The 18690-nt window shown below is 60.5% G+C and carries 13 protein-coding genes and 2 pseudogenes; 6 read left to right on the forward strand and 9 right to left on the reverse strand.

All coding sequences use genetic code 11. The features are described 5' to 3' along the window. Positions 1-186 (reverse strand): annotated as a pseudogene (locus tag A4R35_RS24875) (hypothetical protein); the annotation flags it as partial. Positions 187-615: 429 nt separating this feature from the next. Then, positions 616-1653 (reverse strand): LacI family DNA-binding transcriptional regulator, encoded by a 1038-nt coding sequence (locus A4R35_RS23445; protein WP_112433807.1) that lies wholly within the window; start codon positions 1651-1653, stop codon positions 616-618. A gap of 635 nt (positions 1654-2288) precedes the next feature. Here A4R35_RS23445 and A4R35_RS23450 point away from each other — a divergent pair. After that, positions 2289-4439: a malectin gene (locus A4R35_RS23450; RefSeq protein ID WP_189362252.1), complete on the forward strand. Its 2151-nt coding sequence runs from the start codon at positions 2289-2291 to the stop codon at positions 4437-4439. Positions 4440-4665: 226 nt separating this feature from the next. On the opposite strand, the gene A4R35_RS23455 is transcribed toward A4R35_RS23450, so the two are convergent. Then, complete coding sequence (locus tag A4R35_RS23455) at positions 4666-5178, reverse strand: hypothetical protein (protein WP_112433811.1); 513 nt, start codon at positions 5176-5178, stop codon at positions 4666-4668. A gap of 485 nt (positions 5179-5663) precedes the next feature. Between A4R35_RS23455 and A4R35_RS23460 the strand changes: the two genes are divergently transcribed. After that, a complete protein-coding gene (locus tag A4R35_RS23460) occupies positions 5664-6608 on the forward strand; it encodes a LysR family transcriptional regulator (protein WP_112433813.1) in 945 nt (314 codons plus the stop codon). Between the two features lie 163 nt (positions 6609-6771). Here the strand turns inward: A4R35_RS23460 and A4R35_RS23465 are convergent, their stop codons facing one another. The 4 genes from A4R35_RS23465 to A4R35_RS23480 all read right to left on the reverse strand — a co-directional run bounded on the left by A4R35_RS23465 (position 6772) and on the right by A4R35_RS23480 (position 11012). Beyond that, positions 6772-8202, reverse strand: a complete 1431-nt coding sequence (locus tag A4R35_RS23465) for an alkaline phosphatase family protein (RefSeq protein ID WP_112433815.1) — start codon at positions 8200-8202, stop codon at positions 6772-6774. A 205-nt stretch (positions 8203-8407) separates the two neighbouring features. Further along, positions 8408-9679 carry an MFS transporter gene (locus tag A4R35_RS23470; protein ID WP_112433817.1) on the reverse strand — a complete coding sequence of 424 codons (1272 nt, stop codon included), beginning with the start codon at positions 9677-9679 and terminating at the stop codon, positions 8408-8410. A 185-nt stretch (positions 9680-9864) separates the two neighbouring features. Beyond that, the gene (locus tag A4R35_RS23475; protein ID WP_189362254.1) at positions 9865-10389 is read right to left on the reverse strand and encodes a GNAT family N-acetyltransferase; all 525 of its coding nucleotides are present in this window, start codon (positions 10387-10389) and stop codon (positions 9865-9867) included. 221 nt (positions 10390-10610) lie between these two features. Continuing rightward, a complete protein-coding gene (locus tag A4R35_RS23480) occupies positions 10611-11012 on the reverse strand; it encodes a (R)-mandelonitrile lyase (protein WP_112433820.1) in 402 nt (133 codons plus the stop codon). Positions 11013-11538: 526 nt separating this feature from the next. Between A4R35_RS23480 and A4R35_RS23485 the strand changes: the two genes are divergently transcribed. From A4R35_RS23485 to A4R35_RS23495, 3 genes are all read left to right on the forward strand, one after another. Beyond that, entirely contained in the window at positions 11539-13560 is a 2022-nt protein-coding gene (locus tag A4R35_RS23485; protein WP_223258470.1) for a cellulose binding domain-containing protein, read from the forward strand. Positions 13561-13813: 253 nt separating this feature from the next. Next, on the forward strand, positions 13814-14644 hold the full coding sequence (locus A4R35_RS23490) for a CPBP family glutamic-type intramembrane protease (protein WP_112433824.1): 831 nt from the start codon (positions 13814-13816) through the stop codon (positions 14642-14644). 234 nt (positions 14645-14878) lie between these two features. Further along, on the forward strand, positions 14879-15751 hold the full coding sequence (locus A4R35_RS23495) for a DUF6585 family protein (protein WP_112433826.1): 873 nt from the start codon (positions 14879-14881) through the stop codon (positions 15749-15751). A gap of 101 nt (positions 15752-15852) precedes the next feature. Here the strand turns inward: A4R35_RS23495 and A4R35_RS23500 are convergent, their stop codons facing one another. Together A4R35_RS23500 and A4R35_RS23505 are read right to left on the reverse strand one after the other, a co-directional pair. Continuing rightward, positions 15853-16764: an RNA polymerase sigma-70 factor gene (locus A4R35_RS23500; RefSeq protein WP_112433828.1), complete on the reverse strand. Its 912-nt coding sequence runs from the start codon at positions 16762-16764 to the stop codon at positions 15853-15855. Positions 16765-16886: 122 nt separating this feature from the next. Beyond that, a pseudogene (locus A4R35_RS23505) lies at positions 16887-18206 on the reverse strand (phytoene desaturase family protein). A gap of 211 nt (positions 18207-18417) precedes the next feature. Between A4R35_RS23505 and A4R35_RS23515 the strand changes: the two are divergent. After that, the gene (locus tag A4R35_RS23515) at positions 18418-18624 is read left to right on the forward strand and encodes a hypothetical protein (RefSeq protein WP_146747318.1); all 207 of its coding nucleotides are present in this window, start codon (positions 18418-18420) and stop codon (positions 18622-18624) included. Positions 18625-18690: the final 66 nt, after the last annotated feature.

Genomic DNA, 18690 nt, shown 5'->3' on the forward strand with positions numbered 1-18690 from the left:
TATGGGGGCAGCGGCCAGCGCTACAGGTGCCCGGACCAGCAACGCTGCTAAAGCACTCCATGAGCACAGCAGCGTGAGAATCAGCAGCCAGCGAGTCAGGTGCGGCAGCGGCGAGGGCGGAGACGAGGATGATGGCGACCTCTGTAACTCAGGCTGCCTTGCTGCGTTGGGAGTAGGTGCGTCCATGACAACTCCTTTGCTTGCTTCTTTGCTGCACAAGTCGGTCGATCGGATGAGATCGCGGTAGGTCGGCAGAGCCGAAAAGCCGGCTCCGCTCGGCTCATCTCGCGCTCGGTCTCTCTCCTCGCCTGTCTCCAGGGAGGGGGCAGCGCGCAGTTCTCCCCCCTTTCTTTTCGAAAATTTGCGAAATCAATATCGAAGACTTTGTCTTGAATATAGAGAATTCGCGGCTCTCTGTCAAGGGGGATGAAACCATCAATGCTTTTTTTCGAAAAAAGCGAGCGCAAGCGCCGCGGCCTCTATCTCTCCATCCTCTGAGGAACATGCGGGACTGCCCGCCCCTGTCGCGCACTGTTGCGGGTCCTGCGTCCATCTCTCCTTGGGGATGAGAGGGAGCGCGGGCCTCTTTGCCCGGCTCGACTCTCCGGGATCGCTTTATTCCTGCTGCTGGCGCGGTGGAGAGCACGACTGACGTTCCACCAGATGTGTTGGCAGCACCACGCGTGGCATCTCCAGCTGCTCACCATTGATGAGGCGTAGCAGCATCGTCGCCGCCGTTCGGCCTAGCTCCAGGCGGGGCGCGTGAATAGTCGTCAGCGGTGGGTTCATGATCTCGGTATAGGGCAGATTATCGAAGCCCACCACGCTCATTTGCTCAGGGACGACCAGCCCGCGCTCATGCAGGGCCCGGTAGACGCCAGCCGCCTGGCGATCGTTGCCGGCGAAGATCGCCGTGGGTGGCTCGGGCAGCTCTAGCAAGCGCAGGGTAGCCTGATAGCCGCTGGCTTCGGTAAAATCGCCATCGCACTCTAGTTCAGGCATGAGTGGCAGCCCAGCGGCATCTAAGGCGGCCCGGTAGCCGGCAATGCGCTCGATGGCATCCCTGGCCGGGGAGGTCTTGCCGATGTAGGCAATGCGCTGGTGGCCAAGCCGGAGCAGATAGGTTGTGGCGACAAATCCTCCCTCCCAGCTCGTGATGCGCACCGAGGGCGCTGTGGCCTGCAGACCTCCCTGGTTGTGAATCAAAACAAATGGCAGGCCCGAGCGCTCAAGCTGCTCGATGGCTCGCTCCGATGGGAGGACCACCAGGATGCCATCGGTCGAATGGTCGGTGACCGTGGTGATCCAGCGCACCTCTTCCTCCGGCTTATAGTCGGTGGCCGTCAAAACCAGGCGCAGGCCAGCCTCGCGCAGTACCTGGGCTACTCCCTCCAGGATGGGCAGATAGTATTCGTCGTCCAGCCGTGGCAACAGCAGGTCGACCAGACCAGTCTTCCCTTTGCGCAGCGCTCGCGCCGCGCGGTTGCGCACAAAACCGTACTCTTCGATAATACGCTCGACTTTCTCGCGCGTCGGTAGCGAGACGTCGGCCCGCCCGTTCAGAACTTTGGAGACCGTGGGAACCGAAACTCCCGCTATTCTGGCAATTTGGGCGATCGTGGGGCGCCCGTCGATGTTGTGTCGTCTTGCCATTGACTTGTGTTGTGCTTGCTCCCCTCTGAAAGTTTCCGACCTATTATAGCACAGCCACTGCGCAATCATCTGTGCTTTCCCTGGCTCCTTCCCTTCTGTTGTCGCTATTGCTGCTAACCCTTCGGCTCGCTCTCTTGACAAGCAGAGGACAAATCCGTATAGTTTCTTGTGGAAAACGATTTCGATTTCTTTCGAAAGAATGGTAAGCCTGAGATCCCGGCCTGCTGGCCCCCCTCGCCGCAACCGGTGGGCTAGCCGGGCCGAACAGCACAGAAAGGAGGCGAGACCCCTCTTGTCCAATTGTCTTGACAGAACGTAGCAGGCCTGGGCAGCAGCCGGCCCGCTACTCTACCAGCTTACTCGTGGGACGGCTGACTTAACTGATCTGCTGGCTGGCCCGGCACATGACTGGTGGAATGGGGCAAGGCCGGACTGGGCTGGGTCTCTCATCCTTCCCGCCAGCAGCGACCATTCAGAAAGGAGATGTCATGGACGCATATGCTCCCAGGGCGAACCAACGGCGCAGGATTGCGCAACAAGGTCTTTTGAGTCTACTAATCCTCCTCTCTATTTGCTCGCTCTTTCTCGTGCTGCCAGCGCTGAACTCGGCCCCTCATGCCCATGCGGAGGCACCTGTGCAGATCAACGCAGGTGGGCCGGCGGTGGCGCCGTTTATGGCGGACAGCTACTATAGTGGAGGGACGACGGCCAGCACGAGCAATGCGATTGATACGTCGGGGGTGACGAACCCGGCGCCGCAGGCGGTCTATCAGAGCAATCGCTACGGCAACTTTACCTACACGGTGCCGAACCTGACGGCGGGGGCGGCTTACACGGTGCGGCTGCACTTTGCTGAAACGTACTGGAATGCGGCGGGCAAGCGGGTCTTCAATGTGAGCATCAACGGGCAGCAGGTGTTGACGAACTTTGACATTTATGCGGCGGCGGGAGGGGCGAACAAGGCGGTGGTGAAGGAGTTTAGTGTGACGGCCTCGGCGAGCGGGACGCTGACAATCCAGTTCAGCACGGTGGTGGATAATGCCCAGGTCAATGGGCTGGAGATCCTGCCAGCGGCGGGCGGCACGCCTACCCCCACGCCTACCTCTACACCATCTCCGACCCCGACCCCGACGGGGACCCCGCCAGCGGGTACGCCCAATTTCGGGCCGAACGTCTACATTTTCGATCCCTCGATGCCCAGCTCGACCATTCAGAGCACTCTTGACGCCATCTACAGCCAGCAACAGACCAACCAGTTTGGCACCAATCGCTACGCTCTCCTCTTCAAGCCGGGTACCTACAATGTCACGGTCAACGTCGGCTTCTACACTCAAGTGCTAGGACTGGGTCGCTCGCCCGACGATGTCGTGATCAATGGAGCGGTCAATCTCGATGCGGCCTGGATGAACGGCAACGCTACGCAGAACTTCTGGCGCGGTGCCGAGAATCTCAAGATCATCCCCTCTGGTGGCTGGAACAAATGGGCCGCGGCTCAGGCCTCGCCGCTGCGCCGCGTTGACATCCAGGGCAATCTGCTGCTCTGGGATGGCGGTTGGGCCAGCGGAGGCTTCCTTGCCGATAGCCTGGTCACCGGTCAAACACAGTCCGGCTCGCAGCAGCAGTGGTTCTCGCGCAACGACCAGCTTGGCAGCTGGAACGGCGGCGTCTGGAACATGGTCTTTGTGGGAGTCAACGGCGCGCCGCCACCGAGCTTCCCCAATCCGCCGGAGACGGTCGTCAACCAGACGCCAGTGATTCGGGAGAAGCCTTTCCTCTATGTCGACCAGAGCGGCAACTACTACGTCTTCGTGCCAGCGCTGCGCAGCAATAGTCAGGGGACAACCTGGGCCAATGGGACGCCGGCAGGTACCTCGATTCCCATCAGCCAGTTCTACATCGCCCATCCGGGGGACTCTGTTGCCACCATTAACAATGCCCTGGCCCAAGGTCTGAACCTGCTTTTCACCCCCGGTGTCTATCAGCTCAATGGCACCATCAACATCACGCGCCCGAACACGGTCGTGCTGGGCCTGGGGCTGGCGACGCTGGTGCCGCAGAATGGGGTCATTCCCATGACCGTGGCCGACGTTGATGGAGTCTCAATCGCGGGTCTCCTCTTTGACGCCGGTCCGGTCAACTCGCCGGTGCTGCTCCAGGTTGGCCCCAGCGGCTCCTCACAGAACCATGCCGCCAATCCAACCGTGCTCAGTGATGTCTTCTTCCGCATTGGCGGAGCTGGCCCCGGTCAGGCCACTCAGAGCCTGGTGATCAACAGCAATAACGTCATCGGTGATGATCTCTGGCTGTGGCGGGCTGACCACGGCAGCGGCGTCGGCTGGACCGTCAACCCTGCCGCCAACGGGCTGGTGGTCAATGGCAACAACGTGACCATGTACGGCCTCTTCGTCGAGCACTATCAGCAGTACGAGGTCATCTGGAACGGCAATGGTGGGCGCACCTACTTCTTCCAGAACGAGATGCCTTATGATCCGCCCAACCAGGCAGCCTGGATGAACGGCAGTACGCGCGGCTATGCGGCCTACAAGGTGGCGAACTCGGTCACCAGTCATGAAGCCTGGGGCGTGGGCAGCTACTGCTACTTCAATGTCGATCCCTCGATTGTGGCGGATCGCGCCTTTGAGGTGCCCGATACGGCGGGGGTGACCTTCCACGACCTGGTGACGGTCTCGCTCGGCGGCGTGGGGACCATCCAGCACATCATCAACAACACTGGCGGCCCTTCAAATTCGACCACGACGAATGCCTACCTGGTGAGCTATCCCTAGCTAGGGGTTGCTTGCCGCTGGGCTAGGAAGGCTGGAAGAAAGAAAGAGAGAGTACGAGGCCCCGCGAGAGCTGTGCAGGTGCAGGCTCGCTGCTCTGTCAGTGCTCTCGGGGCCTGTGGGCGCAAGCGTCTCGTTTCTCCTCTCCTCTCCTCTCCTCTCCTCTCCTCTCCTCTCCTCTCCTCTCCTCTCCTGCTGTGGACGTGCCAGTCTGTTCATTCCTCTCTCGTTAGAGGGCCGTGGCAACTGCCAGCTGCTCTCTCCACTGCCTGGCCGCTGGCTGTCTGGTCTCCGGCTGCTCTGCTGGCCTAAAGATGACCTGGTCGGCTGTGCAGATGAAGGAATGGTTCCAGGTCTCAAGGGCCTTTTCCCACTCTAGCAGATCTGCTTTCTGCTGCTCTGCCGTCAGCAGGCGGGCAAAGCCGTAGCCTGAGAGCAGCAAGGGAATGCAGATGCCTACCACGGCCAGAGCGTATTGCAGGAAAGTGAATTGGCCGCTCGCGCAAAGCAGCATGACGGCGATGAGTGTGACGGTCTCTGTGATGCCCCCTACGGTAATGGGCCAGAGGAGAAAGCTGCGCTCGCGTGGTGGGGCTGGAGGAGCCAGCCGTGGGTCCTCGCGCTGCCGACTCTGCTTGTAAAGCTTCGGTACAGATACGACGCTTTTGCTCTGATGACAGATCGGACAGGCAGGCATTGCTGTTGAGAGTTGGCGCTGCGATGTTCTTGGGAGATCAATCATAGGTTCATCAGCTCCTTCGGCTTTTATTGCTCTTGTATGATAGATTCACTCGATCCGCTGTGTCTCTTTCCTGCTGAAGAATAGAAGAAGACCATCAGTGCTGGCCTGGTCAACAGGGAGCAGGATCTCAGCTAGTCTTTCTTTGCTCTTCTTCAAGTCTAGGGGCAGGAAGCGTCAGCTACCAGAACCAGTCGCTAAGGGTTACCCATGCTCGAGCCAGGGGGAAGACTCTCCTCTTGGGAAAGGGGATGCGCCTGGTAGGGAAGGCTAGAACTGCCCTGGAGACGGTGCTGACGGTATCAGCTCGCCAGACGAGAGATGCTATACTCTAAGCAAAGCCTTGAGAAACCCTCGGGAAAAGTCTGGGCTGACTAAGAGCACAGGCTGTCTGCTTGCTGGCTTCCTCCGATCGGAGGGGGCCAGATTCCTGCCCCGGACGGCGGCCTTGCTCGCCTGGACGACTCTTACTGACTGAAAGCATACTTATGGTCAGGCACTGGCAACACAATGTAACTCTCTACCAATTGCGTATCTTTCTGGCGGTGCTGCGACACCGTAACTACACGCATGCTGCTGAAGAACTGCACCTGAGTCAGCCGGCGGTCTCGGCCCAAGTCCACGAGTTGGAGCATCTGCTAGGCTTAGCGCTCTTTGAGCAGGTTGGTAAGCGTCTGGTGCCCACCCAGGCGGCGCTGGTCCTTGAAGAGCATGCCCGCAAGGTCATGGCGGAAATTGAAGCGGCGGCGGACGCCCTGGAAAGCCTGCATCGCATTGAAGCAGGCCGCCTCTCTCTGGTTGCCAGTACGACCATCGGCAATTACCTCTTGCCTGTCACGCTGGCTCTCTTTCACCGCCGCTATCCTCGCGTCGAGATTGAATTGACCATTGAGAACTCCCAGGCAGTCTATGAAGAGGTACGGACTGGTAGGTGTGAACTGGGGCTGATCGAGAGCCGTGTCGAAGCGCTTGATGAGAGCCTGCTGCTGACCCCTTATCGCCGGGATGAGCTGGTGCTGATTGTGCCTCCCTGGCATCCCTGGGCTCATCTGGAGAGTGTCCCCTTAGCCGCTCTGCGTGAGGTGACGCTGCTTTGGCGCGAGCCCGGGTCTGGAACGCGTAGCGTGATTGAGGCGGCTTTTCAGCAGGCTGGAATTCAGCCCCCGGTTACGATGCAGCTCGGCAGCAATGAGGCGCTCAAGCGGGCTGTAGCGGCCAATATGGGCGTGGCAATCGTTTCGCAGGCGGCGGTTGCCGCTGAGGTTACCGCTGGCTGGCTGAGTACCGTACGCATTGGCGATGGCGCGCTCCAGCGGACCTTGCATCTGGTGCAGCGTCGGGCGGGGCATCTCTCGCCTGCGACCCAGGCTTTCCTGGCCTTACTCTTAGAGCCGGAGGCTGAGCAGGCTACCAACAAGGCGCCGGACCGCTAAGGCTCCGCGACTATTGCCCGAAAGAGGATCGGCTTTCGGAAACTGGCCGGCAGGCCGGAGCGGGGGGACCCAGGGATGGAGAAGTCGGGTCGATTTCCCCGGCTCCGGCCTGCCATTGTGGCTCGACTGGTGTGTAAGCCTGGCCACTGAGGAGGTGAGGGAATCAGGGCGTGGCTGTCAGCGGGACTGGCCCAGGAACGGGCGTCAGCAGCAGCGGCGGTCGCGGGGGCTGCGAAAAGTCGAAGTCGGCGACCAGGTTCCCCAGGATCGGTACTTGCTCGCGGACTGTGGGCCGTGGGTCGGGACGCCCATCGGTTTGGGGATTAAGGCGCTGCCCGTTGAGAAAGTCATCTTCGATGAACTTCAGATAGGCGTCGAAGCTCAGGGTCTGGTGATCGATAAAACCTTGTCTGGCATAGGGACTGATCACCAGGCCAGGGACGCGCAGTCCGTAGCCGTTGGCGTCGACGTGTGGTGGCACCACATGGTCATAGAAGCCTCCCCAATCGTCCCAGGCCAGGAAGATAGCGCTGCTCTTCCAGTCGGGGCTGCTCATGACGGCGTTGATGAGTCGCGTGACGTAGGCTTCGCCAGTGCTGACCAGCGCCGGGGGATGCTCGCTATCCTTGCTGTTAGGCACGATCCAGCAGACATTAGGGAGCTTCCCCTCACGGGCGGCTGTAAAGAAGTTTGACAGGTCCTCGATGTTGTCAAGCTGGTGATCCTGCTTGACGGTATCGAAGTTGGGAAGCGGGTTCCAGATGCCGGGTACGTGCACCTGTTGTGGCTGTGGAGTGCAGATCATCTGGTCATCTTCGCAATCAGGCTCAGCTCCCTGATCCAGATAGTAAGCCCAGCTGACATGGTGCTGGTAGAGCAGGTAGGTGAGATCTGTCCAGGCATAGTCGGCTTTGCCGGGAGCTGCCTGTTTCGTACTGACCGGTCCCTGAATGTTGTTGACGCAACTCATGGGATCGCCGGCCCGGCGGCAGCGAGCGGACCAGGCTGAGACAAGGTAGAGATGCGAGGGCAGGCTCCAGGAGGCCACCGATTCAAAGAGGTGATCCTGCAGGACGAAATCATGGGCATAGGTCCAGTAGTTCGGGATCTCGCGAGCGTCGTGGTAGCCCATGACATCCTCTGGCTGGGTTCCACTGCAGATCGGATTCAAAGTCTGCCCACAGCCGCGGCGGCCTTGCTCGGCCTGGCCAATGAAGCCATCCATCTTACCGCCGTCAATATCAGCGCGCGCGTTCGCGGCTCCATGTGGGCCGCCACCATTGAGGTCCTGTGTATCATGATAGGGCTTAACGCATTGCCTGGTGGCCGGGTCGGGTACACAGACTGTGGGGACGCCGTTACGCATGGGGATGCCGTCGGCTCCCGGGAAGGTACCAAAATAGCTGTCGAAGGAGCGATTCTCCTGCATGATGATAATGACGTGCTGGATAAGATGGATACCCTGTGCCGGTGGCGTCGGAGGCTGAGGGGCGCCGCTGACGCAGGCCGGTAGCAGCCCTGCCAGTAAGAGTGCCACAGCGAGCCAGCACCAGGTTCGCTGGCGGGATAATGATGGTCGCAAAGCATGACGCATTGGTCCGGGTCCTCACTCGTGGTGTTCACTGAAGGTGCTCTTTCTGCGCAAAAAGTCTCTCCGGCTTGACTGGTGAGGAATGGGGAGGGTAGACCTCCCCTCCAAGAGGATAGCAGACGAGACTCTAGAAAGTCTCAAGAATGGCTCAGCCTTTGATCTATTTGCTTGTGGCTGGCAGATGGGACAGGTGAAGAAGAGGGGGGGCTTATGTTCCTGGAGGAGGCTCAGCAGCGGAGCGCTCTACCTCGGCTTTTTGGCTATGTGGAGCACGTGGTGAAGGAGAGCGCGAGGGTTTGTCCGCGGCGCCAGCCATGAGGCTGATGCCCAGGCTCAGGAGGACGATGAGGCCGAGGGCGAGGCGCAGGCCCAGAAGGCTGGCCATGAAGCCGATGGTCGGGGGGCCAGCCATGAGACCGGTGTAGCCGCAGGTGGCCACGGCGGCCAGAGCTGTGCTGGTGGCCTGGCCCTGGCCTGCAAGGCGTCCGGCGGCGCTGAGGGTCAGAGGAAAGGTAACGCCAAGGCCGCTGCCGATGAGGGCAAAGCCGAGTAAGGCCAGCGGCAGCCAGGGCGTCAGCAGGACGAGCGCCAGACCACAGGCCGCCAGCAGTCCCCCACAGCGTATCATCCAGCCCGCTCCCAGACGGGCCGTGAGCGTATCACCTACACCACGGCTGACCATCATCATGATGGAGAAGGCGGCGTAACCGGTAGGAGCCAGGCCGGCCCCGCTGTGCAGGTTGCTGTTCAGGTAGAGGGCGCTCCAGTCGGCCATGGCGCCCTCGCCGAAGAGAGAGCAGAAGGCGATCAGCCCCAGGGCCAGGGTGGCCCGTGTCGGGCGAGCAAAGATTACTCGGGTACCTCCCTCTTCTTGACGTGCGCCCTGGTCGCTGAAAGAGGGCAGAAGGGCTGGTATGGCACCGAAGGCCAGGATGGCTCCAGCGAGGGCGATGCCGCCGAAGTGGGCTGGCAAGGGAATGTTCCAGCCAGCGATCAGGCCTCCCACCAGGGCGCCTCCCAGACTACCCAGGCTGTAGCAGGCGTGGAAAGAGTTGAGGATGGGGCGCCCGTAGAGATGCTCAACGGCCACGCCCTGCGTATTCATCGAGATGTCCATTGCCCCGGAGCTGGCCCCTAGCAGAGCCAGGGCCATGATCAGGAATGGCAGAGAGGGCACGAATGCAATCAGGACCAGCATGAGGCAGAGGCTCATCGTGGCCAGGATGACGACCAGCCGGCTGCCATAGCGTGCGACCAGATAGCCGCCGCCATTCATGCCAGCCAGAGCCCCAACCGCCCCGCTGAAGAGCGCCGTGCCCAGGGCTGCCGGAGCAAGGGAGAGCTGGGCCTGAACGGCGGGAATGCGGGCCGCCCAGGTCGCCAGCAGCACGCCGTTGAGAAAGAAAAAAAGGGCGACGGCCAGCCGTGCATAACGTCGACGCGGTGCGAGAGAGAGACGCGTCCTTGCGGTTTGCTCCATATCCGGTCTGAGAACGCTTCCTTTCTGGTCGTCTGGTCGTTGCTCTGCTCCGGTTGCCCGGTCGGCCCGCCGGCCAGAGCCTGTCTGCGCGCGAACCCCACGATCCTCCATTACCAGGATATTCGCTCTGCCGGCCAGGATGCAAGAGCAGAATGCATCATTCTCTCGTGGCAGCTTGCTTTCGCCTACCAGCCGCTGTATTCGGAAGCGAAAATATAGTAACCCGGCTCCTCCAGCTCTTCAGGAAGCCTGTGCAGGCCAATCTTGAGCGCGACCTGTTGAGATGGCAGGTTGGCAGCTCTGATGCGCGCGATGACCGGTAGCTGGGGCAGATGATCCCGGGCGAGCTGCAGGGCCGTGCGGGCCATCTCCGTGGCGTAACCGTGGCCCCAGGCACTCGGCGTTAGACGGTAGTAGAGGTTAAGAACGGTGTGCTCCCGCCAGCACTGCTGTTCCAGCCCTCCAAAGCCGATGATCGTCTGATCCCTGGCTAGCTCTATGGCCCAGTAGCCGAAGCCGTGCCTGGCCCAGTGATGCCGACAGAGGCGCAGCATGGCCTCACTACTGGCCAGAGAGCGGTGGACGCTCTCCGGGCTGTACTGGTAGGTGGCCGGATCGCCATGCACGCGAAACATGGCTGGCCCGTCCTCAGCCCGCAGGCGCCGAAGCAGTAGACGCGGTGTATGTACAGTACTCCAGATGGCGGCCAACTCGCTGGCTGAGCGCCGGGCGAGCTGAGGCTGAAGATGCTCGTCGTTAGTCAGCGGTGGTTTGCCTCCCCTCTTCGTTGGTCACGGTGACGGCGCGTCGACCAGGGCAGGGCGGCTGCTTGCTCTCCCTGGGTCGCGACGCCCTGCTTCGTTCAGTCTATCACATCTGTCGGCTCTGGCAATCCTGGAGAGGAAGACCGGAAGGCAGGCGAGAGGGCAGCTTATGCCTCTCCTTGATATTGCTCGTCGCTGACCGGCTCCATCCAGTCGGCTGTGCGTCCATTGAGCTGCTCTTGAATAGCGATGTGCGTCATCGCCGTTGTGGGGGCGGCGCCGTGCCAGTGCTTCTCACCGGCTGCGAACCAGACGACATCGCCTGGACGAATCTCTTCGATCGGACCACCCCAGCGCTGGGCCCGCCCACAGCCGGCGATCACGATCAGGATCTGCCCACACGGATGGCTGTGCCAGGCCGTACGGGCGCCCGGCTCGAAAGTCACGCTGATAGCTCGCACGCGCCCAGGTTCCCGGGCTTCGAACAGTGGATCAATACGCACGTTACCCGTGAAATGCTCGGCTGGTCCTCGCTGCGATGGCTGAGAGCCGCTCCGGCGGATCTCCATGATGCTTTCTTCCTCCTGCTGTGCTGATGGATGGGTGATCACTGCTTGGGCTTGGGCGTTTCGCTTGGGGCCAGACTCACCTGCTCGCTTACCGTGGCCAGAGCCAATGGCGGCCTCACTGGAGCCGCTCTATCAGTATAGCATCCAGAGACGCTCTCTTGCCTGATCTGAAAGTCATGGGCAGGGAGGTCGGCTGTTGTTTGCGGGCCACGTGCCAGGCCCTGCAGAGGTCAGGCGTCACGGGAGAGGTGACTGGCTCGTGCCGAAGGCAGAGACGATTCGTGCTGTGGCCGGGGTTGGTTGACCGTCTGAGGAAAGAGGAGCGAGATAGCAACAGGAAAGGGATCGTCATGAGGAGGCCAGGGAGGGCTGCTGTCCAGATGCTCATCGTCTGTCGTTGATCTGCCCAGCAGACCTGAACTATGGTGAGGCCGTGAAAAACACAAATCCATCCCTCGTCTTCCTGTCCGTTGTCGCGGCAGGCGCTGCTCAAGGCAAGGAGGGATCTACAAGGGGAATGTCCGCGATGTTTGCACGTCTAGGTGTATCCCGGCCTCACTGGTGGCGGGCAGCGGGCATCTGTGCTCTGTTGCTCTGCCTGCTCATCTCGGCGCTCGTGCTGCTCAATCCACTTGGCGCGCGCCATGTGGCAGCTGCCGGCAGCGTTCAAGTCACGGTCAATGCCAACCAGTCCCTGGGAACGTTGACCGCACTGAGCCGTGGCCTTAACACCGCCGTCTGGGATAGCAATCTGCTGGATAGCGCGGCCAGCACCGATATCAAGAACGCTGGCATCGGCATGCTGCGCTTTCCGGGTGGCTCGACCTCCGATGTCTACCACTGGCAAACGAATTCCCTGGTCCCCGGCCAGGGCGGGCTTGATCCCAACAATACCTTTGATGCCTTTATGAGCCTGGTGCAGTCCGTGGGGGCCCAGCCGATCATCACCGTCGATTACGGTGCTGGTACGCCCTCGGAAGCCGCCGGCTGGGTCCAGTATGCTAACAAGGGAGGGCCTGGCTACAACGGCCCTGTGCCCACCTACGCGGGAGCCAGCAGTACCGGTCATACCTATGGAATCAAGTACTGGGAGATCGGTAACGAGGTCTATGGCGATGGCACCTATGGGGCCAGCTGGGAGTACAATAACAATCCGCATACCCCGGCGGCTTACGCCAACAACGTTGTTGCCTACAGCCAGGCGATGAAGGCTGTTGATCCCACGATCAAGGTTGGGGCCGTGCTAACGACGCCCGGCAACTGGCCCGACGGCGTGACTAATTCCGCCTCGCCTCAGCCCTGGAACCAGACCGTTCTGTCAACGGCCTGTTCTGCTATCGACTTCGTCATCATTCACTGGTACCCGCAGAATCCAGGCAATGAGTCGGACTCGGGTCTGCTGGCTTCGACCAGCCAGATTCCCAGCATGGTTTCAACCTTGCGCTCAGAGCTATCGCAGTATTGTGGCTCCCATGCCAGCGCCGTCCAGATCCTGCTGACTGAGACCAATTCGGTCTCTTCTAATCCCGGTAAGCAGACGGTCAGCATTGTCAACGCCCTCTATGAGGACGATGATTATATGACCTGGCTGGAGAACGGTGTGACGAACGTCGACTGGTGGACGCTGCACAATGGCCCGGTGGCCGGCAATACCAGCTCGTCTCTCTACGGCTCGGCCCAGTATGGCGACTACGGCGTGCTGGCGAACGGTGGCTGTATCAGTGGTGGGCCGTGTGAGCCAGCTGCCGATACGCCTTTCCCGGCTTACTATGGCCTGCAGATGCTCTCCTACCTGGGCAATGCCGGCGATACGATGGTTTCCTCTTCGTCCAGTCAGACGCTGGTGGCCGTGCATGCGGTGCGCCAGGCCAATGGCAATCTGGCGGTACTGCTGATCAATAAGGACCCGAGCAATACCTATAATGTGACCTTCTCGCTCAATGGCTACACTGCCGCCAGCAGCGCGCGCGTCTACTCCTATGGTCCCACTAGCAGCGCTATCAGCTCGACGAGCGTTTCGGGTTCGCCGCTGCCTAGTATATCGATCTCGCCCTATACGTTGACGACGGTTGTTTTTACACCGGGCAGCGCGGCAACGGCTACTCCAACGCCGACACCCAGTCCCACCGTGACGCCGACGGTGGCCCCAACACCGACGACGACCGCGACGGCAACGCCGTCGCCGGCTACACCGACCCCGACGCCGACGGCAACGGCCAGCCTGAGCTGTGCTGTGCATTATGCGGTCACCAGCCAGTGGCCGGGCGGCTTTAGCGCGAGTCTCACCATTACTAATACTGGAAGTACGGCTATCAACGGCTGGACGCTGCAGTTCACCTTCCCGAGCGGCCAGACGATCACCCAACTCTGGAACGGCTCCTACACGCAGTCAGGGAGCACCGTGACCATTACGAATCTGTCGTATAACGCTTCGATTCCGCCGGGGGCTACGCTCAGCTCCTCGCCTGGCTTCAACGGAACCTGGAACGGCAGCAATGCCAGTCCAACAGCCTTCACTCTGAACGGGCGCAGCTGCAGCGTCGTCTAACGGTCCGGGAGCTAGCGCCCGCGGTTTGCGGCATCAGCTGTTTCTATCTGCCTCTACCTGGACCACTCTTGTTGGGCTGTCTCGAAGCCGGCAGTGCTAGCTATAGCGCTGCCCTTCGAGGCAGCCTTTGCGTCTTTAATGGTTTGGATGAAATGCAGCCGTGACGCTGGATAGGGGCCTTGGCTCTGGTGGGTCCTATTGCTATATGCTATAATTAGAACGCCTGCTGTAAATACGTAGACGAGATGGTCCGATGTTGAACTTCTCTTTCCCTTGGGTTGAGTTCGCCGTCCTGACCGGCGCGGCATTCGTCAGTGTTGCCTGTCTCACTCCCTATCTGCTCGAGCTGAATAGTCAGGCTTTCAAACAGGCGCAGGAGCGCCTGCGGCGTCCCTTGTGGGTGCTGCTGTTGCTGCAGTGGTTGCAAAGTGCTGTGCTGCTGGTGGTAGCGGTGGGCCTGGGTCTGCCTCTTGCCCATCGTATTGGCCTGGGCGCTCCCTTGCTGGAGGGACTGCTGGCGGGTAAGGCGGTGACGGCGCAAGCGCAGGCGCTCGTTGGGCCGGCGCTGCTGTTGGGCCTGGGACCTGCCGCGCTGCTGCTCGTGCTGGAGATGCTGGTGTTCTGGCCACGGTTGCCGGAGGCCATACGCACGGCCTTGCCAATCCCGGCGCTCTGGAAGCGTTTCCTGACCTGCTTTTACGGAGGCATTGCTGAAGAGCTGTTATGTCGTCTCTTCCTCCTCTCGTTGTTCGCCTGGCTGTTGGGTTTCGTCTGGCATCTGCCAGGAGGTGAGCCAGCGCCAGGGGCGTTCTGGTTGGCCGCTGTCTTGGCGGCGGTGCTCTTTGGCCTGGGCCATCTGCCTACCACGGCTGCGTTGGCCAGGTTGACCCCGCTCTTGATCGGGCGGGCTATTCTTCTCAACGGCGTTGTCGGCGTGGCCTTCGGCTATCTCTTCTGGCGCTATGGTCTTGAGGCGGCGATGCTGGGCCACTTTTGTGCGGATCTCGTGTTCCATATCCTTGGCGATTCCATTGCAAAAATGCTGCGCTCAGCGCAGGCGGCGGAGACGCCTGCCGATCGCTAGACGCTCTGACTCCGATCGCATTGGTTGATCGCGGATAGCTGTTCGAACTCATGATGTCCTGCTATGAGTAACCTTATTTGAGGAATCGGGAACCGCAAAAAAGATCTCCTGCAGTCGTTCTCTTTAATGAAGAGGTAGCAGACCCCCTTATTGCTCGATCCAGGTACCTGGGAACAACAAAACAAAGTAGCGAACCTGCTGTCCCCTGGAGAGAAAAAGGGCAGGTGATCCCCGATGTTACAGTCTCCTCATGAGCAGACTCAGCAGCCTCTCCTGGTTCCAGCTGATGTGAAGCAGCAGGCCCAACGCGCCGATTTGGGCCTGCCCCAACGGCACTACCGACCCTCGGCTCTCGCTGGGTTTGAAGATTATCTGGGTGTAGGAAAAATCCTGCTGTATATGTTTTTATCTTACCTGGTTATTAAGCTTATTATTGATCACAATAATATACTTGAAACACTATATGAGTGCTTTATTCTGTCGCTATTCATAGCAGGTGTGCTGCTTATACTGTCTTCGCCCTTCTTCCTGCTGGCCTTGCTTCTGTATCGGACCCGCAAGTCATGGGGGATCTATGTGTACGATAGAGGATTCGTCTATAAAGAGGGCCGGCGTCTTATAGCCTACCGTTGGGACCAGATTACGGCCCTCTGGCTAGAAGTAAAGCGAGAGATGCACATAATTGCTGTAAGTGATAGCTTTGTCGACTATACAGAAATCAAGATATTATATGAACTAGAGTTTCAGGGAGGTAAAAAGCTGAGATTCAATTTTAATGTGGTAAAAATGCCAGAGATGATCAGCCTCCTGGAAGAGCGGATCTGCAGTTGCCTCTTGCCCCAGGCGATTGCGGCCTTCGAAGCTGGTGAGACCGTTCGCTTTGGTGAGGTGAGCGTTAACCGCGCAGGACTGAGCTATAAAGACAGCACACTCCTCTGGAGCGAGATGCTCGACATCACCATCGACGGCACCTCTCTGACCATTAAGAAGTGGGACAAGAAAAACGTCTCCTGGTCTCTCTCCCGGCTGCCAAACATTCGCGTCTTCCTGGGTCTGAAAGACTATATATTCCAGCGCTATCTGGGCATCGTAGGGTTGGAGAGCTAGAGAGCTGAGCTGCGGAGAGGGAACGACTGTTTCTGGGCAGGCCTGGACATCTGCTCTCTAGAGGGGTCTCGGTGCCCTGCATTGGCAGGGAGGGGTGAGAGCTAGTGGCTGATAGAGGGGAAGCGAAGCTGTCCTTCTGCCAGCCGCTGCAGCTTCTCCGGGTTGACCACGCCATAGATGCGCCTGATGCGTTCCCCTTCCGGCTCCAGGAGGACGACCCCTACCGCTTTGCCCTGGGCCAGGCCGACAATCGCCGGTTGTCCGTTGACCTCGGAGAGCAGTGGCTGCAGCTCCGGCGGAAACCACTTGCGTAGCGCGCCGAGCATGCCGCGCGCCACGCGCTTTGCTCCCTGGATCGGCTTCAGCGCGGCCTTGACCTTGCCGCCGCCATCGGCGATAAAGATGGCCTCATCGGTAAGCAGGCCAAGCAGGCTCTCGATATCGCCCTCGGCGGTGGCGCGCAGGAACTGGACCGTGAGCCGCTCCTGTTGAGCGCGTGGAACCTGAAAGCGTCGTTCGTTCCCGTCCAGGCGTTGGTGGGCGCGATGCAGCAGCTGCCGGCAGCTGGCCGGATTAGTACCGAGAATCGCAGCAATCTCCGAGTATTCGTAGTCAAAGACTTCGCGCAGCAGCAAGACAGCCCGTTCGCGGGGGCTGAGCTTCTCCAGCATCAGCAAGAAGGCAAAGGAGAGCGATTCCGCCAGCTCTGCCGTGGCAACCAGCTCAGGATACTGCCCGGTTGCCAGCGGCTCTGGCAGCCACGGGCCGACGTAGACCTCGCGCCGCGCTCGGGCGGAGCGCAGCTGGTCGATACACAGCCGCACAACAACGGTGGTCAGGTAGGCGCGCGGTGACTCCACTGCCTGCTCATCGGCCTGCAGCCAGCGCACGAAGGCCTCCTGTACGATATCCTCGGCTGCACTTGCCTCGCCTAGCATGCGGTAGGCGATGGAGAAGAGCAGGACCCGATACTCTTGGAAAATGTGAGCTGTCTCCTCGCTTGTCTTTGTCATGCGCGATCTCGGTCTGGCAGATGATAGTCTACTGCCGGGCGAAGCCTGGGCGGTAGGTGTCTGTGCCTCGGACCTCTAAGAGAACGAGACACAGACACGTGTATTAGTGTATCATATCGTATCTAGGCAGCCAGCTCTGGCCCTGACCGGCCAGTGGCCGCCTGCTGCTGGCCGGTCAGGTCGGTGAGCAGTAACCGCGCCGCCTGGTGTGCGCTGGCGAAGCTGGCATCGGCGAGGTAGCCCTCCTGGCCAACCCAGTCGCCTGCCAGGTAGAGGCCGCCGATATGCTCCACCCGTGGCTCGGGACGGCCAGCGAGGCCCTTACTGCCGGCGGTCGGGGTGGCTCCCGTCACCTGCATATGGGGCAGAAAGAAGCGCTTGACCGCAAGAGCGCGCCAGCCAGGCTGTGCCAGATCGAGCAGCGCCTCTAGCTCGCGCTCGTGCTCCCGAGCGTCACCGGGGGCTGTCGGGTCAAGGTAGCGGACGGCGTGCAGGACTGCGCCGCCGGCTGGCGCAACGTGAGCAAAGAGTGATTGAGCCGAGTAGAAGCGGGGCTGATCAAGGTCCAGGGAAACTGGTCGGTCGGGACGCGGCAGGCTCTGCAGGGCCACGTCGAGACAGGCCACCACAACTGGCGTCAGCCTCGTCAGACGCTGTTTTAGCAGAGGATCGTCCACCAGTCGAGTGACATCAGCCGGCTCAGTGGCCAGCACCACGGCCCGCGCCTCATAGAAACGCCCATCGCTCAGCTCGATGCCGCGAACGCGTCCGTCGTTCTGAAGAACCGCCTCCACGCGTGTCCCTGGATGGAGATGGACGCCGGCCTGCTCTGCCGTGCGGCGCAGTCCTGTGACCAGTGTCTGCCAGCCCCCATCGATGTAGCGCACTGGCCGTTTCAGCGAAAGCTGCAGCTGGGTGAGAAATGGCTCCATGCTGATCAGCTCCAGATTGCCGCTGTAGGTCAGTGTGCGGGCGCTGGCAAGCAGTAGCTGATGGACACGCTCATGTCTGGCGTGTTGATCGATCCAGGTTTGGACACTGACGGAGGCCAGCGAGCGCGGTTTCAGCATGGCCAGCCTGGCTAGTAGCCCTAGCAGCTCCCATTTTTCTGGGCCTTTGAGCAGGGCCGTGCTCAGCAAGCTGACAGGGTCGCCCGGATAGGGAAAAAACTAGCCCTGGAGCAGCGCCTGAACGTTGCGCGGCGAGCCGGCAGGAACGCTGATGGCAAGCTCGCGCAAGACCCGTGTCGCTGCTCCGCCAGGATAGAGGGCATGCCCCCCGCGGTTCAAGCTGTAGCCTTGGTGATCCTGGGTGGCGGCGCGCCCGCCGATACTGGCCGCCTTTTCAAAGACGGCTGCCTGGAGGCCGGCCCGCGCTACATAAGTGGCGACGGTCAGTCCCGTCAGGCCGCCTCCTATGATCACGACATCTGTCTGCTTCATATCTCCTCCCGAAAAGGGTTGTTTTTGGGCGATGACACAAAGCAGACGGAGACCCTCCCCTCTTTGTGACAGCCAATAAGACCTCCAATTCTCGGCTAGCACTGACCTGATCTTGGCGGGCTGAAGACGAAGGGCTGTTCCTCTTTTTTTTTGAAAGTTACAGGGTTCCAAGGAAAGGTGCAGTGAATTGGAGACGGATCAGGGACCGTCTATGTCAGGCAACGCGCTGCGTGTATGGCAGATCAGTCAGCATGCGGGTGGTAAGGTGCTGGAAGAGCAGGGCCGGATCGAGTTGGTGCACGGAGATTTCACGAGGAGCGATCCCGCTCTGCAGGTCACTACCGCCATCCTGCCTGGACCGGCCATCCAGCATCTGCTGACGCTGGAGATGCATCAGCGCCAGCGCTGGATTCTGTAGGGAGGGTCACTTATTGTTCAGCTCGGCCTGCCGATCCTCATCGGATTGGCACTATGGTTACTGTCT

Origin of the sequence: Thermogemmatispora tikiterensis (genome assembly GCF_003268475.1) — a bacterium.
GTDB lineage: Bacteria > Chloroflexota > Ktedonobacteria > Ktedonobacterales > Ktedonobacteraceae > Thermogemmatispora > Thermogemmatispora tikiterensis.